This is a genomic window from Streptomyces gobitricini (assembly GCF_039532985.1).
Lineage (GTDB): Bacteria > Actinomycetota > Actinomycetes > Streptomycetales > Streptomycetaceae > Streptomyces > Streptomyces gobitricini.
This window is the reverse complement of record NZ_BAAASR010000023.1, coordinates 1-14,181: the sequence shown is the minus strand read 5'-3', so window position 1 is coordinate 14,181 and position 14,181 is coordinate 1. Positions and strand designations below refer to the sequence as shown.

Below are 14,181 nucleotides of genomic sequence, written 5' to 3'. Positions count from 1 at the left end.
GCCGGCGGATGGATCACAGCGGGCACGGTACGCATGACATGCCCATGGATCTGCCGCCGTTCACCCTGGGACGGGCGCTCGAGTTCTCGCCGGACGCCTTCTTCCTCGTCGGCTGCCTGGTGGCCCTCGGCCTGTACGGGTGGGGGGTGGCGCGGCTGCGTCGGCGCGGCGACGCCTGGCCGGCCGGCCGGACCGTCTTCTTCACGGTCGGCGTGCTGAGCGTCGCGCTGGTGATGTGCACCAGGCTGAACGACTACGGCATGGTCATGTTTAGCGTGCACATGGTCCAGCACATGGTCATCAGCATGCTCTCGCCGATCCTGCTGCTGCTCGGCGCGCCGGTGACGCTGGCGCTGCGCGCGCTGCCGGTCGCCTCACGGCGGGGCTCCAAGGGGCCGCGTGAGCTGCTGCTGGCCCTGCTGCACAGCCGCTACATGCGGATCATCACGCATCCGGTGTTCACGATCCCGCTGTTCATCGCGAGCCTGTACGCCCTGTACTTCACGCCGCTGTTCGACTTCCTGATGAGCTCCCGGCCGGGGCACATCGCGATGATGGTGCACTTCCTCGCGGTCGGCCTGGTCTTCTTCTGGCCGATCATGGGCGTGGACCCGGGTCCGCACCGGCCCGGTTATGTGATGCGGATGCTGGAGCTGTTCGCGGGCATGCCTTTCCACGCCTTCTTCGGCATCGCGCTGATGATGGCGACGGAGCCGATGGTCAAGGCGTACGCGAACCCGCCGGCCTCGCTCGGTATCGACGCCCTCGCCGACCAGAACGCGGCGGGCGGCATCGCCTGGGCGTTCAGCGAGATCCCGTCCGTGCTGGTGCTGATCGCGCTGGTGTACCAGTGGTACCGGTCCGAGCAGCGCCAGGCCGTCCGCGAGGACAGGGCGGCCGACCGGGACGGGGACAAGGAGCTGGAGGCGTACAACGCCTACCTCGCCTCACTGCAGGCGCGCGGACAGTAGCGCCGACGCCCCCTCCGGGGAGACCATGGCGGTACGGCCGCCATGAGGAGGACGCGCAGATGTCCGGTTCCACGAAGACGATGAGCGGGCTCACCATCGGGGCGCTGGTGGTGGTGACGGCGTACACGGTGGCGCTCGGCAGCAACGGCTGGCTGTGGTTCGGCTGGGTGGTGCTCGGGCTGGTGACGATCGGGATGGCGGCGACCCGGGACATGTGATCCGGGCCGCCGGGCGGCGCCTCAGAAACGGAAGAGCGGCCCCGTCGCGGTGTCCAGAACGCACGCGTTCGGGTACGTCTTGCGCCAGTCGACCCGGAGGCCTCGCCACTCGCCGGCGGCACGCGCGGTGACCGGGTCGAACCTCTTGGTGCACGGGTGCTGGTCTCCCGGGAGCCGGTCGAGGTTCCCGCGCGCCGTGTCCAGGGCAGCGCAGGCGCCCTCGGCGTCGGGGTGGGGGCCGCTGGGCCGGGGCGAGCAGCGCAGGCGGACACCCCTGATCCAGCTCTCGTCGCCGCCCGAGACGGTGAGGAAGAGCCCTCCCGTCCCCTCGACGTCGGGATCGTGGGTGTCGGCGTGGACGGGGACGGCCGCGGCGAGCGCGAGGAGGACGGCTGCTGCGGCGGTGGCGCGGAGGGACATCTGGTACTCCCGGGGCTCCGGTTGCGGGCACACGCCCAGGTGCGGGCACACGCAGGGCCAGGGCACCTCCGTCCGGGGGCGGCTGCCAAGTCGCCGCGCCGCGCGGTACCGCGGACGGCCCACACGTCACCGGTCGCGGACGGACGCCGGCTCCTCGCCGCGCCGGGCGGCGGCCACGGCGGCGAGGACCAGACCGACGCCCAGCAGGATCAGCCCGCGCAGCCAGACCGCCGGCTCGATCCGGGTGGCGAGCAGGACGCAGGAGGCGGCGCCGAGCACCGGGAGCACGGTCGGCGCCCGGAAGTGTCCGGGGACGCCGGGGTCCCGGCGCAGGACGAGCACGGCGGTATTGACCATGAAGAACACCACCAGGAGCAGCAGCACCAGCGTGGAGGCGAGGGTGGCGACGCTGCCGGTGAGGGCCAGCAGCATCGACAGGGCGGTCGTGACCGCGATCGCGGCCCACGGGGTGCGCCGCCCCGGCAGCACCTTCGTCAGGGCGACGGGCAGCAGTCCGTCCCGGGCCATGCCGTAGGCGAGCCGGGAGGACATGATGCCGGTCAGCAGGGCGCCGTTGGCGACGGCGACCAGCGCGATCGCGCTGAACAGCCACACCGGTACGCCGCCCGCCGCCTTCACCACCTCCAGCAGCGGCCCACTGGAGGCGGCGAGCGTGCTGGTCGGCACGGCGGCGGAGGCGGCCAGTCCGACCAGCACGTACACCACGCCGGCCGTGGCGAGGGCGCCGAAGAGGGCGCGCGGGTAGGACCGCCGGGGGTCGCGGGTCTCCTCGGCGACGTTGACCGACGTCTCGAAGCCCACGAAGGAGTAGTACGCCAGGACCGCGCCGCTCAGCACGGCGGCGGCCGCGCCGTGCTCCGGGGTGCCGAGCCGGGTGAGCCGGCCGGGGTCGCCGTCGCCCCGCAGCAGCAGCCAGGCGCCCAGCACGACGATGATCGCCAGGCCGCCCAGTTCGATGACCGTGGCCACCACGTTGGCACGGGTGGACTCCCGGATTCCACGGGCGTTGAGCAGGGCGAGGGCCGCCAGGAACACCACCGCGACCAGAGCGACGGGGAGGGTGACGAAGGCCGTCAGGTAGTCACCGGCGAAGCCCCGGGCGAGCGCGCCGACCGACACGATCCCGGCGGCGAGCATGCAGAAGCCCGCGAGGAACCCGGCGAAGGGCCCGTAGGCGCGGGTGGCGTAGTGGGAGGCGCCACCGGCACGGGGGTATTTGGTGGCGAGTTCCGCGTAGGAGGCCGCCGTGAGGAGGGCCAGCGCGAGGGCGGCGGCGAGGGGCACCCAGACGGCGCCCCCGGCGTCGGCGGCGACCTGGCCGATCAGAACGTACACACCGGCGCCGAGGACATCGCCGAGGATGAAGAAGTAGAGCAGAGGTGTGGTGAGTGCGCGCTTGAGCGGCTGATCGTTCGCTGTCGACATGAGGGCTCGTCTGCCCCGGATGCCGGGCGGCAGGCGGGACCTTGGTCCCACTGGTGGTGGGTCCGTCACTGGTCGTGGTCATCGTAGTCACCGGGCGGCTCACCGGAGGGGTGGTTCCTCCGGGGCGGCCGGGGCGGCGCGGGGGCGGTCAGCGGCGCATGGGGCCCCAGGGGCGGCGCTGACGGGCGACCTCGGCCTCCGCCTCCTCGATGACGGCCAGGTCGATCCAGCTGACGGGTTCGATGTCGCACACCAGCGGTTCGTTGTCCGGGCCACGGCCGACCTCGCGTCCGCGCAGTGTCCAGGGGCGTACGTCGCCGTCCCGGTCACGGCGCAGGTGGCAGTAGTCGTACAGGCGGCGCGCGACCCACAGCCGGAGGGAACGGTCGCCCCACCACGTCTCCACCTGGAGCGGGTTCGCCGACAGGCCGGGCATGGGGATCCCGGTGAGCTCGTCGACGCTCCGGGTGGCGTCCAGGTCGTGTGCCGGGCCCCGGGACCAGCGGACGTAGAGCGGGCCCTGGCGTTCCACGAGCTCGCCGAGTTCCCGGAGGGAGCGCACGGTGGGCAGCTCGGTCTCCCCCTGGGAGGCCAGGGGCCGGTCGGTCGTGTACGTCATGGGTCCACCCTCCTCGTCGTACGGAGGACCACCGCATACCCAGCCATTTTCCGGCGACGCGCCCGTTCCCACCACGCGACCGCCACGCGACAGCGGCGCGGGGCAGGGCGGCGAGGGGGCGCACACCTGCGCGCAGGGTGGCGCAGGGGGCGCTTGCACATAAGGAACGCGCGCCCCGCGCGTACCTCGGGGAAATGTTCCAGCCTCGCCGCCCGGGGAAGCCGCATGGGTGACCATACGGAAGCTCGGCGTGATCAGCCGTGCTGACGACAGGGAGGGGATGGCACATGACGAAGGTGCTTGTCTTGCACAGCGTCAGTTTGCTGAGGTCGGCGCTGGTGGCGCTGCTGAAATCGGAGGGGGCGTTCGACGTGGTCTCGGCCGGCTGGCGCTCCGCCAACAGACACGTCGGGTCGTTACGGCCGGACGTGTGCGTGGTGGACCTCGACTGTCCGGGCGCGGCCGCGCTGCTGGACGGCGGGGCGGATACGGACCGGGAGCTGTTGGGGGCCCGCACGGCACTGCTGGTGCTGGCATCGGCGGGCCGGCCGGGGGCGTTGCGCCGGGCGTTCGAGGCGCGGGCGCTGGGATATGTGGACAAGCACGGTTCCCCGCACCGGCTGGTGCGGGGTATCCGCAAGGTCGCGGAGGGCGAGCGGTTCGTGGACGAGTCGCTCGCCTTCGGTTTTCTGGAGGCGTCCCGGATGCCGTTGACGGCACGGGAGCTGAGTGTGCTGGCCCGGGCGGCGGAGGGCGAGTCGATCGCGGAGATAGCCCGGGGCCTGCACCTGTCGAACGGGACGGTGCGCAACTACATGGCGTCGGCCACCCGGAAGGTGGGTGCGCGCAACCGGATCGACGCGATCCGGATATCGCAGGGCGCCGGCTGGGTGTAGGGGTCGTGAGGTCAGGCCGCGTCGGGCTGCCACAGCCCGACGAGGTCCCGGTAGAGCCCGGAACGCGTGAGCAGTTCGTCATGCGGGGCGCACTGGGCGCGGTCCCCGTCCAGCACCAGGACCCGGTCCGCCCGCATGGCGGACGAGATGCGGTGGGCGACGACCACGAGGGCGCCGGGCCGGGCGGCGAGTGCGCGCTCGGCGTCTTCCTCCGTGTCGGGGTCGAGGTGACACGTCGCCTCGTCCAGCAGGAGGAGCGGGGCGGGTGACAGATAGGCGCGGCCCAGCGCCAGCCGCTGCCGCTCGCCCTGCGACAGCAGGCCCGGGTCGATCACCGCGTCGAGGCCGCCCAGCCGCCGGACGAGGGGTGTGAGCCCGAGGGCGTCCACCGCCCGCCGCACCTGTTCGGGCGTGGCACCGGGGTGGAGGTAGCGGAGGTTGTCCTCGACGGTGCCGGTGAAGACGTACGCCTGCTGGGGCAGGAGGGCGGGCGGGCCGGACACCGTGACCGTGCCGCCGGCCGGGGCGAGGAGCCCGGCGAGGAGGGCGGTCAGGGTGGACTTGCCTATGCCGCTCGGGCCCACTACGGCGAGGTGCTCCCCCGGCCCGACGACGAGGTCGAGGCCGTTGAGCACCGGGCGCGCCCCGGGACCGTAGGCGAAGGTGACGTCCCGCAGCTCGGCGGCCGGCGGGGCGTGGCCGGGCGGTGCGGGTCGGCGTCGCACCGGTGGCCGGGGTGCCGGGAGGTCCGCCGGCGGGCCGGTGAAGCGCTCCAGGACCACCAGCAGCCGGGTGCCGGCCGCCCCGAGCGCGGTCATCAGGGCGTCGAGCGCCGGGAGCAGCGCCTGGACGAGGTAGGTGAGGGCGCCGAGCAGGGTGCCCGCGGTGACCCCGCCGCGCAGCAGCCACGGAGTGGCCAGCAGCAGCGCGACGACCGGCATCCGGCCCGCCGCGCCCAGGGCGAGCGTGCGGACGGCGGCCCAGCCGGCCAGGCGGCGGGCCAGCCGGGCCTCGGCGTCGACGAGCCGTCCGACCTCGGCGGCGACATGGCGCTCACCGCCGCACGCCCGTACGTCCCGCAGCCCGGCGCCGACCGCCCCGACCCGGCCCGACAGCGCCTCGTCCGCGTCCAGGAAGGCGCGCTGCACGGCGGCCATCGGTGCGAGGGTGGCGAGGAACATCGCCAGTCCGAGCAGGAGCGGTGGCAGCACGACGAGCGTGAGCGCGGGTTCCAGGGAGGCCATCCCGAGCAGCGCCCCGAGGGCGGTGAACACGAAGGAACGGGCGGTCAGGACGAGCCCGGCGAAGCTGTCGCGGGCGATCTCGGTCTGATGGGTGAGCCGGGACACGACCGGGCCGCCGGCCGCGCTCTCCGCGCGCGCCGGATCCGCCACCGCCGCCGTGACGGCGTGCGCCACGGCACGGCGGACCAGGCCGTCACGGAGCGGTTCGACGAGGCCCGCCAGCCCCGTGAACACCCCGCGTACGGCGAGCCCGCCCAGGAGCGCCCCGGCCGCGGCCACCGCCAGCCACAGCAGGCCGATGTCGGTGCGCCCGGCGAGGAAGCCGTCGTCCAGGGCGCGGGCGACACCGTACCCGCCGAGGAACGTGTGGGCGGACTCCAGCAGGGACCAGGCGGCGAGACGGAGCGCCTCCCGCTTGTGCCGCAGCAGGAACCGCCGCCCCTCGGGAAACACGCGGCCCGCCGTCATGCGTCCTCCGCGCCCGCCGAGGCGAAGACGGCCCGGTACGCCGGGTCGCGCCAGAGCGTCCGGTGCGGCCCGACGGCGCGTACCCGGCCGCCTTCCAGCCACACCACGAGGTCCGCCCTGACCGCGGAGGAGAGGCGGTGGGCGACGACCAGCCGGGTGCCCGGACGGACGTCGTGGGCCAGCGCCCGCTCGACCTGCCGCTGGGTGACGGTGTCCAGTCCGGACATGGCGTCGTCGAGGATCAGCAGCCGTCCCGCGTGGGCGAACGCCCTGGCCAGGCCCAGGCGTTGGAGCTCACCGCCGGAGAGCGGAGCGTCGGCGAGGGGTGTGTCGTAGCCGTCGGGCAACCGCACGACGAAGGCGTCGGCGCCGGCCGCGCGGGCGGCGGACCGCACCGCGTCGACCGGCGCCGGGTCGGCGCCGAACGCGATGGACGCGCCGACCGTCGTCCCGAAGAGGGCGGGCCGGCTGAAGGCGTACCCGACCTCCCGCCGCAGCTGCCCGGGCTCGACGCGGTCCAGGGGTACGCCGTCGAGCAGGACGAGCCCCTCGTCGGGGTCGACGAGCCGGCCCGCGACGGCGGCGAGCAGGGACTTGCCCGCGCCCGACCGGCCGACCACGGCGGCGGTGGCCCCGCCGGGCACCCGCAGGTCGACGCCGTGGAGCACGGCGGCCCCGTCCCGTACGACGGTGACGCCACGCAGTTCGAGCGCGCCCGTGCCGCCGGCGGGCAGCGCCTCCCGGCCGTGCGGGACCACGGGGAGGGCGAGGAGCTCACCGGTGCGACGGGCCGCGGCCCGGCCGCGGACCAGCCCGCCGAGGGCCGCGGCCACCGAGCCGACGCCGGCGGCGAGGGCGGCGTACCGCGAGGCCGCGACCAGTTCGCCGACACCCAGGGCGCCGGAGGCCAGCCGGACGCCGCCGACGGCGAGGACGACGGTCACCAGGAGGGGCATCAGCACGCCGCTGCGGGCGACGGCGCGGCCGTACACGAGCCACATCGTCCTTCCCTCGGCGGCGAGTTCGGGGAGCGTGGCGAGGACGCGCCGCTGCTCGCGCGCGGCGGTGCCGGCGGCGGCGATCGTGCGGGCGCCGGACAGCGCCTCGACGAGGCGGTCCGCCATGCCGGACTGCACGCGCTGGTAGCGGGAGACGGCGCCGGAGGAAGTACGGGCGAAGGCCCTGAGCAGCAGGACGAGCAGCGGTACGCCGGCCAGGAACGCGGCGGCCGTCCACAGGTCGATCAGGAGCAGCGCGACCAGCCCGCCGAGGGGCGGGAGGACGGTGGCGAGCGCGCCCGCGGCGGTCGCCGGGACGGTGCCGGCCTCGGTGGCGTTGGCGGTCAGCCGGGTGGCGAGGTCTCCGGGGGCGAAGCGGGCCGCCGCCCGGTGCGGGGAGGTGGCGAGCAGGTGGCCCACGGCACGGTGGCGGAGCCAGGCGGTGGACCGGGCGTTGGTGGCGCCGGTGAGCAGGGCGACGAGCGCGTCGAGGGCGACCTCCACCGCGATCAGCGCGGCGCAGAGCGCGACCCATCGCGGCGCCTCGGCCGACCCGGCGAGCAGCAGGTCGAGGCTTCTGCCGAGCACGGCCGGCTCGGCGAGGGCGGCCAGCGCGGCCCCCACGGAGCAGACGGCCACTCCTGCGGCCCGCCCGGCACTGTGCCGCACGGCCCCCCGCAGAACGCCCCTGCCCGTGCCGCGCTCCCCGGGCCCGGGACCGGCGTCCTTCCCAGGACCGGCGTCCGTCCCAGGACCGGCGTCCGTCCCAGGACCGGCGTCCGTCCCGGAGGAGCCGCCGTCTTCCGGTGCGGTGCCGCCCTCCGGTGCGCGGCCGTCCCCCGGTGCGGTGCCCGCACGGGGTGGCACCCTGGGCGCGGGGTTCCGAGGCCCGGGGGTGCTGGGGGACGGGTGGGGCGGCGGGGGCGGGGAGGTCATGGGGAGCGGTGTCCTCCTCGGGGTGGGACAGGGACGGTCCCGGGCGGGGTGAGCCGCCCGGGACCGGGTGATCCGTACGGCCGCGCGCGTTCGGCACCGCGCGACCGGGCGGGTCAGTTACAGGTGGTAACGCTCAGGCTGCTGTCGCCGCAGAGCAGGAGGCTCGCGCGGCTGCCGGTGGCGATGTCACCCGTGGCCTCTTCCTTGGGGGTCTCCATCGACTGCAGGTCGAGAAGCGTCATGATTGATTCCTTTCCTTCATGGGGACGGTGTGCTCTGTCTCGGCCCCTGGCTGGAGCCGGCTCGTGGGCCGCCGGAGCGGCGGGAGGAACGGCAGGTGCGCGTGTCCGTCGGACGCGGCACTGCCGAGGGCGAGGAGGCAGCCGGCGGTACCCGTGGCCAGGTCCATGGACAGCCGCATCATCTGCTCGCCAGGGAAGGCCAGATGACCCTGGTACGGCACGGCGTGCCGGGCGAGGGCGTCGATCTGGCGACGTACGTCGGAGGGGGCCGTGCCCGGGCCGGGCGCGGTGGTGCGGCTGAGGTACAGCACCATGCCGGCCGCGCCGCGGAACAGCCCGGGCTGGGCGTAGAACGTGGCCTGGGCGGCCCGGACGATGTCGCGCCGCGCCTGCGAGAAGTCGGCGTCCTCGCGGTGGGCCGCGTAGTCGTCGAGCACCATCCCGATGCCGACGCTCCCGGCGCCCAGGTACGGCATGGTGCGCCACCCCTCGTCGACCTGGAGGGTGCCGCCCGCGCTGGTGACGCAGCGGGCCAGGTCGCGCCGGAGCGCGTCGCCGGCCAGGTCCAGAAGACCCGTGTCACCGGTGCGCTCGTACAGGCGGAGGAAGAGGAGCGCGGGGCCGGACGCGCCGTACAGCAGCCCGGCCCGGGATATCCCGGGAAGGCCGTGGGCGACGAGGTCGGCGCAGCGCAGGGCGGCGTCCCGCATACCGAGCGAGTCCAGGGCCAGGCCCACGCCCGCGAGGCCGCTGTGCAGGTCGGGGGCGATGTCCTCCCAGGGCCGCTGGAGGGTCAGTTCGGCCAGTTCCAGGGCCCGTTCGGGGTATCCGAGGCGGTCCAGGGTCCAGGCGACACCGGCGAGGCCGTCGTAGAAGCCGACGGGGGTGCCGGACTCCGGTTCCTTGGTGCGGCGCAGCAGCCACTCCTCGGCCTCCGGGCAGGGCCCGGCGTCCGTCCCGGCGAGAGCGTACAGGACGCCGGCGGTGCCGTATCCGAAGGTCAGTCCGCCGCCGGCGGCGGTGAATTGCGCGATGTCGCCGGGGAAGAACCGGTCCTCGCGTTCGGGTGTGGCGGAGGCGAGCACGGCACGCGCCAGGGAGTCGCGGCTGCGCGGCCAGTCACCGGGTTCGACGGGCAGGTACGGTGCGCCGTCGTCCGCCCGGTCGCCGGTGATCTCCCGGACCGCCTCGTCGAGGAAGCCGCGGGGCACGGGGAACTGCTCGGCCGCGATGTCGGCGAGGTGCCGGGCCTTGCCGGGGTCCAGCGGGAAGAGGCTGGTGAGCGGCAGGAACAGGGCGATCCGCAGGCAGGCCAGGGCGTAGCGGTCGACAGCGAAGCCGCGCCGGTCGGCTGGTGCGACGAACGCCGGGTTGGCGACGGTCTGGCGGCGTCCCTCGTCGATGTGGGCGGCGGCCTCGAAGTCGAGGAGCGCCACGGACGTCTCGTCCTCGGACACCATGATGTTGAAAAGGTGCAGGTCGTTGAAGACGACTCCGCGTGCGTGCACGGCGTCGACGGCCTCCTCCACCAGGCGGTGGATGCGCAGCGCCCATGCGGTGTACTCGGCCAGCGACTCGGGGGTCGGGTCGGCCTCGATCAGCGGGTGCCTGCGGGCGAAGAAGGTGTTGAGGGGTTTGCCCTCCAGGAACTCCATCGCCAGGAAGTGGTGGTCACCGAGGACGAACGTCCCCTTCACCTCGGGGGTGTACGGCAGTCCGGCGAGCCGCTCCAGCGCGGTCTGCTCGCGTTGGAGCCGGGTGACCGCGTCGGCGCCGTCGGCGGCCAGGCCGGCGTGGGGGCGTCCCTCCTTCAGGACGACCTTCTCGCCGGTGCGGCGGTCGTGACCGACGTACACTCCCCCGCCGTTGGAGAAGTGCAGGGCGCTGTCGACGGTGTACGGGATGTCGGTGACCGTCACGGCGGCGCGTGCGTCGAGGTGGGGCCGGAGGAAGTCGGGGGGCTCGACCCAGTCGGGTATCTGGAAGACCGGTCCCCGCAGGTCGGGGACGAGCCGCCCGTCGGGGTGCTCGACGGCCGGGCACAGCTCGCCGTCCTCGCCGTAGCAGTGGCGCCGGGTGAAGCTGCCGTACCGGATGTACACCGGTCCCTCGCCCCAGCGGAGGTCGCTGAGGATGTACGGGCCGGGCTCCCCGGCGAGCAGCGCCGCCAAGTCGTCGGCGGTCCGGTGGCACTGCTCGTCGTCCGCCGGGTAGACGGTGATGAACTTGCCGCTGGCGGCCCGGTCGGCGTACTTGGCGTTGCGGGTGTGCAGCAGGTAGCGGCTCGGGACGAACTTGAAAGCGATACCCCGGGGGAGGCAGTACTCCATCACTCGGGAGAGAATCGTTTCGGCGTTGTCCAGGCACGCGGAGACGTGAATCTTCCAGCCCTGCGCCGGCAGCGTGAGGTCGAGGGGCCGGAGGGCCAGCCAGTCACCACTGCGGTGCCGGCGCCAGCCTTCGGGAACCGGCGCGAGCGCCGCCTCGTACGGCGCGCCACGGCGGCCGGTGCCCTCGGCGGACAGCCGGTACGGCGCGTCGTAGAAGTGACGGTCGGCGTCGCAGAAGGCGGCGTAGCCCTTGATCACCCCTGCTCCCTCCATCGACGACGGTGACGATGGGGAAGACGTTGTCACCTCGGGAGGGAGCGGGAACAGTCACAAGCGTCAGCAACCGACCATGCGGAACGCATGAGTAACCTGCCGCTCACCCGGACTCGGGGGGCCCCTGTGTCTCAGAACGGCCTTCCCGGGCGACCAGGATGAAGGCGTGGCCCGCCGGGTCGGAGTACGTCCGCACGTCCCGTGGACCGGAGTTGTACCTGGTCTCGACCGGCCGCGCGCCGAGGCCGACCGCCTCGCGCTCCGCCTCGTCCATGTCGTCCTGGGCCACCAGGATGTGCAGGTGCGCCTGTTGGGACTCGTCCGGGCGGGGCCAACTCGGCGGCGCGTAGCCGTGATCGCGCCGTACGGCCATCCACACGCCGTGGTGGCCGACCACTTCGATGAAGTCGGGATCGATGCCGCGTCGCGTCCGGGCGTCGAGGAACTTGGCGTAGAACTCCGCCAGCGCCTCCGGTTCGGCGCTGTCCAGGACCAGGACGCTGCTCTTGGGTACAGTCATGACACCCTTGTGCCCGCATCCCGGTCGTCCATCACGGGCGTGGTTCCCGGTGACGACACGCGCACTTACACTGATCCCCCTCGAACTGGTTTGTGTCCTGATAAAACGCACAGAGCCGATCCGAGCCGAGCCGATCCGGTGCAGTAGGGAGCCAGCCAGTGTTCTACTACCTGCTCAAGTACCTCCTCCTCGGGCCGGTGCTGCGGCTGCTTTTCCGGCCGAGGACCGAGGGACTGGAGCACATCCCGGAGGACGGCGCCGCGATCGTCGCGGGCAACCACCTGTCCTTCTCGGACCACTTCCTGATGCCCGTCGTCCTCAGGCGGCGCATCACCTTCCTCGCGAAGCAGGAGTACTTCACGGGCCCGGGCGTCAAGGGCCGGCTGACCGCCGCGTTCTTCCGCAGCGCCGGGCAGATCCCGGTGGACCGGTCGGGCAAGGAGGCCGGACAGGCGGCGATCCGGGAGGGTCTCGGGGTGCTGGCGAAGGGCGAGCTGCTGGGGATCTACCCGGAGGGCACCCGCTCGCACGACGGGCGGCTGTACAAGGGCAAGGTCGGGGTCGCGGTCATGGCCCTGAAGGCCGGCGTTCCGGTGATCCCGTGCGCGATGGTCGGCACGTTCGAGATCCAGCCGCCCGGACAGGTCGTGCCGAAGATCAAACGCGTGACGGTCCGTTTCGGCGAGCCGCTGGACTTCTCCCGGTACGCGGGGATGGAGGACGACCGCACGATCCTGCGCGCCGTGACCGACGAGATCATGTACCGGATCCTCGCACTGTCCGGCCAGGAGTACGTGGACGACTACGCGGCCAAGGCGAAGGAGGCCGGACACGCCGCTGAACAGCGGAAGTTCCCGAGGTTCCGTCACTGACTCCGCGCGCCCCGGCACGGCCGCCGACCGGGACCCGCCACGCGGGCGCACCGGCGTACGGACGCGGGAACCGTACGGAGTTCTCACACGAAGGGCATGGGACCGGCACGACGGGCAACACGGACTTTCACAAGTCCACCCCGAACAGGGAGAGTTGTCATGGCCGGTTACGGCACCAGCAGTGCGCACGGGCAGGCTCAGTCCCGTACGAACGGTCTCGCCATCGCCGGGCTCGTCTGCGGCATCGTCGGCGTGCTGTTCTTCAACATCATCCTCGGGCCGCTCGCCATCGTCTTCGGCGCGGTCGCTCTGAAGCAGGCCAAGGCCGGCCGGGGCGGGGCGGGCATGGCGAAGGCCGCGATCGCACTCGGCATCGTCGACCTGGTGATCTTCGCCATCCTGCTGGCCGTCGCGGCGTCGTCCGGCGGCTTCACCTGGTACGTCGGCGGCTGACGCACACCATCCGTCGCGGTCCGCCCCCCGCCGTCACAAGGCCGCCCGCGCCTCGTCCAGGACGCGCCGCAGCCGCAGCGCGTCCGGGGCGACCGCGGTCACCAGGACGGCGGGCCCGGCCAGCGGTGTGAGGGCCGCGGAGTCCCCGATGAGCCGGGGCTCGGCGGCCCTCTCGTCGTACGCCGGGTCCACCACGAGGAGCTGGCCGACAGCACGGTGCCCCGCCAGTACCGCTCCCCCGTCCCAGCCGCCGGGCGCCCCGGGGCCGTAGGCGAGTTCCTGGTCCAGCAGCAGGCGTCCGGCGCGCCGGACGGTGAGGCGCGTGACGAGGGTGCCGGGCTCCTCGCCGTGCCGGCCGAGGATCTGCTCCTCGCGCAGCACCAGCCGGGCGGTGGCGGCCAGGTCGACCACCGTCCGCATCCGGAGGTCCGAGCCGTGCGCGGAGACCAGCTGCTCCGGGAGCCAGCGCAGCTCCGATTCCCCGCCGACCGTCAGGCGCACGTCGTAGCGGGCGTGGCCGGCGTCCCGGCCCGGCAGGGCGACCGTGGCGGCCGCCGCGTCGACGGTGAGCCGGGCCCCGTCCCGTACCTCCGCCTCGACGGCCAGCCGGTCACCGCCGAGCGGCGCGGTCATCGCGCCGACCACGGTGACCCGTGTGTACGGGCCGGTCGCCCGGGTGCGGCGCAGGGCGAGCGGCCCGGCGCTCTCCAGCACGGGCAGCCCCGCGGGAGTGGCGACGATCCGGGCGGTGGCGTGGACGCCCCTGTGGTGCACCGGCCGCGTACGACCACGACTGACGGGACTGGCGGGGTTCAGCGGACTCACGGGACCCGTGGGACTCACGGGACCGGCCTGACTCACAGGACTCCCCGGCCCCCCGGGACTCATACGACTCGTACCGCTCATGCGGTTCGGGTGGCCCAGGCGGCGAGCTGTGCGCGTACCCATCCGGCGACCGGCCCGACGCCTTGTTCACCGGTGAGGGAGGTGAACGCGACGGGCAGGTCGCCGCGCTGTTCCTTGGCGTCGCGGGCCATCCGTTCCAGGTCGGAGCCGACGTGGGGGGCAAGGTCGGTCTTGTTGATGACGAGCAGGTCGGCGGTGGTGACGCCGGGGCCGCCCTTGCGCGGGATGTCGTCCCCGCCCGCCACGTCGATGACGAAGATCTGGGCGTCGACGAGGCCTTTGGAGAAGGTGGCGGTGAGGCTGTCGCCGCCGGACTCGACGAGGATGAGGTCGAGCGGCCCGACCGCCTCCTCGAGGTCCTCGACGGCT

The 14,181-nt window shown here is 73.7% G+C and carries 15 protein-coding genes; 5 read left to right on the top strand and 10 right to left on the bottom strand.

Translation table 11 applies throughout. From position 1 onward, the window contains the following. The first annotated feature begins 8 nt into the window (after positions 1 to 8). Positions 9 to 971: a cytochrome c oxidase assembly protein gene (locus ABD347_RS20960; protein WP_344363546.1), complete on the top strand. Its 963-nt coding sequence runs from the start codon at positions 9 to 11 to the stop codon at positions 969 to 971. Between the two features lie 59 nt (positions 972 to 1,030). Then, positions 1,031 to 1,189: a hypothetical protein gene (locus ABD347_RS20955; protein WP_344363544.1), complete on the top strand. Its 159-nt coding sequence runs from the start codon at positions 1,031 to 1,033 to the stop codon at positions 1,187 to 1,189. Between the two features lie 21 nt (positions 1,190 to 1,210). On the opposite strand, the gene ABD347_RS20950 is transcribed toward ABD347_RS20955, so the two are convergent. From ABD347_RS20950 to ABD347_RS20940, 3 genes are all read right to left on the bottom strand, one after another. Next, positions 1,211 to 1,609, bottom strand: coding sequence for an SSI family serine proteinase inhibitor (locus tag ABD347_RS20950; RefSeq protein ID WP_344363542.1), 399 nt, complete (start codon positions 1,607 to 1,609; stop codon positions 1,211 to 1,213). A 126-nt stretch (positions 1,610 to 1,735) separates the two neighbouring features. After that, positions 1,736 to 3,055, bottom strand: coding sequence for an APC family permease (locus ABD347_RS20945; protein WP_344363541.1), 1,320 nt, complete (start codon positions 3,053 to 3,055; stop codon positions 1,736 to 1,738). A 148-nt stretch (positions 3,056 to 3,203) separates the two neighbouring features. Next, positions 3,204 to 3,674: a DUF6098 family protein gene (locus ABD347_RS20940; RefSeq protein ID WP_344363540.1), complete on the bottom strand. Its 471-nt coding sequence runs from the start codon at positions 3,672 to 3,674 to the stop codon at positions 3,204 to 3,206. 287 nt (positions 3,675 to 3,961) lie between these two features. On the opposite strand from ABD347_RS20940, the gene ABD347_RS20935 reads away from it, so the two are divergent. Next, positions 3,962 to 4,570 (top strand): response regulator transcription factor, encoded by a 609-nt coding sequence (locus ABD347_RS20935; protein ID WP_344363538.1) that lies wholly within the window; start codon positions 3,962 to 3,964, stop codon positions 4,568 to 4,570. Between the two features lie 11 nt (positions 4,571 to 4,581). Here the strand turns inward: ABD347_RS20935 and ABD347_RS20930 are convergent, their stop codons facing one another. The 5 genes from ABD347_RS20930 to ABD347_RS20910 all read right to left on the bottom strand — a co-directional run bounded on the left by ABD347_RS20930 (position 4,582) and on the right by ABD347_RS20910 (position 11,581). Continuing rightward, a complete protein-coding gene (locus ABD347_RS20930) occupies positions 4,582 to 6,282 on the bottom strand; it encodes an ATP-binding cassette domain-containing protein (RefSeq protein WP_344363537.1) in 1,701 nt (566 codons plus the stop codon). Then, the gene (locus ABD347_RS20925) at positions 6,279 to 7,904 is read right to left on the bottom strand and encodes an ABC transporter ATP-binding protein (RefSeq protein WP_344363535.1); all 1,626 of its coding nucleotides are present in this window, start codon (positions 7,902 to 7,904) and stop codon (positions 6,279 to 6,281) included. The genes ABD347_RS20930 and ABD347_RS20925 overlap by 4 nt, the downstream gene beginning before the upstream one ends. A 425-nt stretch (positions 7,905 to 8,329) precedes the next feature. Then, entirely contained in the window at positions 8,330 to 8,458 is a 129-nt protein-coding gene (locus ABD347_RS20920) for a SapB/AmfS family lanthipeptide (RefSeq protein WP_073755677.1), read from the bottom strand. Next, the gene (gene lanKC / locus ABD347_RS20915) at positions 8,455 to 11,046 is read right to left on the bottom strand and encodes a class III lanthionine synthetase LanKC (RefSeq protein WP_344363772.1); all 2,592 of its coding nucleotides are present in this window, start codon (positions 11,044 to 11,046) and stop codon (positions 8,455 to 8,457) included. Before lanKC ends, ABD347_RS20920 begins: the two co-directional genes overlap by 4 nt. A gap of 118 nt (positions 11,047 to 11,164) precedes the next feature. Next, positions 11,165 to 11,581 (bottom strand): VOC family protein, encoded by a 417-nt coding sequence (locus tag ABD347_RS20910; protein WP_344363534.1) that lies wholly within the window; start codon positions 11,579 to 11,581, stop codon positions 11,165 to 11,167. Between the two features lie 158 nt (positions 11,582 to 11,739). Between ABD347_RS20910 and ABD347_RS20905 the strand changes: the two genes are divergently transcribed. Beyond that, on the top strand, positions 11,740 to 12,453 hold the full coding sequence (locus tag ABD347_RS20905; protein ID WP_344363533.1) for a lysophospholipid acyltransferase family protein: 714 nt from the start codon (positions 11,740 to 11,742) through the stop codon (positions 12,451 to 12,453). 159 nt (positions 12,454 to 12,612) lie between these two features. Further along, entirely contained in the window at positions 12,613 to 12,906 is a 294-nt protein-coding gene (locus ABD347_RS20900) for a DUF4190 domain-containing protein (RefSeq protein ID WP_344363532.1), read from the top strand. Between the two features lie 33 nt (positions 12,907 to 12,939). On the opposite strand, the gene ABD347_RS20895 is transcribed toward ABD347_RS20900, so the two are convergent. Together ABD347_RS20895 and ABD347_RS20890 are read right to left on the bottom strand one after the other, a co-directional pair. Continuing rightward, complete coding sequence (locus tag ABD347_RS20895) at positions 12,940 to 13,680, bottom strand: urease accessory protein UreD (RefSeq protein ID WP_344363531.1); 741 nt, start codon at positions 13,678 to 13,680, stop codon at positions 12,940 to 12,942. Positions 13,681 to 13,808: 128 nt separating this feature from the next. Further along, on the bottom strand, positions 13,809 to 14,181 hold a 373-nt coding region (locus ABD347_RS20890), incomplete at its 5' end, for a GTP-binding protein (RefSeq protein ID WP_344363530.1).

What these genes read in the sequence shown, in the direction of transcription:
- ABD347_RS20960 (WP_344363546.1), top strand. Translation starts at nt 9, where the DNA reads ATGGATCACAGCGGGCACGGTACGCATGACATGCCCATGGATCTGCCG.
- ABD347_RS20955 (WP_344363544.1), top strand. Translation starts at nt 1,031, where the DNA reads ATGTCCGGTTCCACGAAGACGATGAGCGGGCTCACCATCGGGGCGCTG.
- ABD347_RS20950 (WP_344363542.1), bottom strand. Translation starts at nt 1,609, where the DNA reads ATGTCCCTCCGCGCCACCGCCGCAGCAGCCGTCCTCCTCGCGCTCGCC.
- ABD347_RS20945 (WP_344363541.1), bottom strand. Translation starts at nt 3,055, where the DNA reads ATGTCGACAGCGAACGATCAGCCGCTCAAGCGCGCACTCACCACACCT.
- ABD347_RS20940 (WP_344363540.1), bottom strand. Translation starts at nt 3,674, where the DNA reads ATGACGTACACGACCGACCGGCCCCTGGCCTCCCAGGGGGAGACCGAG.
- ABD347_RS20935 (WP_344363538.1), top strand. Translation starts at nt 3,962, where the DNA reads ATGACGAAGGTGCTTGTCTTGCACAGCGTCAGTTTGCTGAGGTCGGCG.
- ABD347_RS20930 (WP_344363537.1), bottom strand. Translation starts at nt 6,282, where the DNA reads ATGACGGCGGGCCGCGTGTTTCCCGAGGGGCGGCGGTTCCTGCTGCGG.
- ABD347_RS20920 (WP_073755677.1), bottom strand. Translation starts at nt 8,458, where the DNA reads ATGACGCTTCTCGACCTGCAGTCGATGGAGACCCCCAAGGAAGAGGCC.
- ABD347_RS20910 (WP_344363534.1), bottom strand. Translation starts at nt 11,581, where the DNA reads ATGACTGTACCCAAGAGCAGCGTCCTGGTCCTGGACAGCGCCGAACCG.
- ABD347_RS20900 (WP_344363532.1), top strand. Translation starts at nt 12,613, where the DNA reads ATGGCCGGTTACGGCACCAGCAGTGCGCACGGGCAGGCTCAGTCCCGT.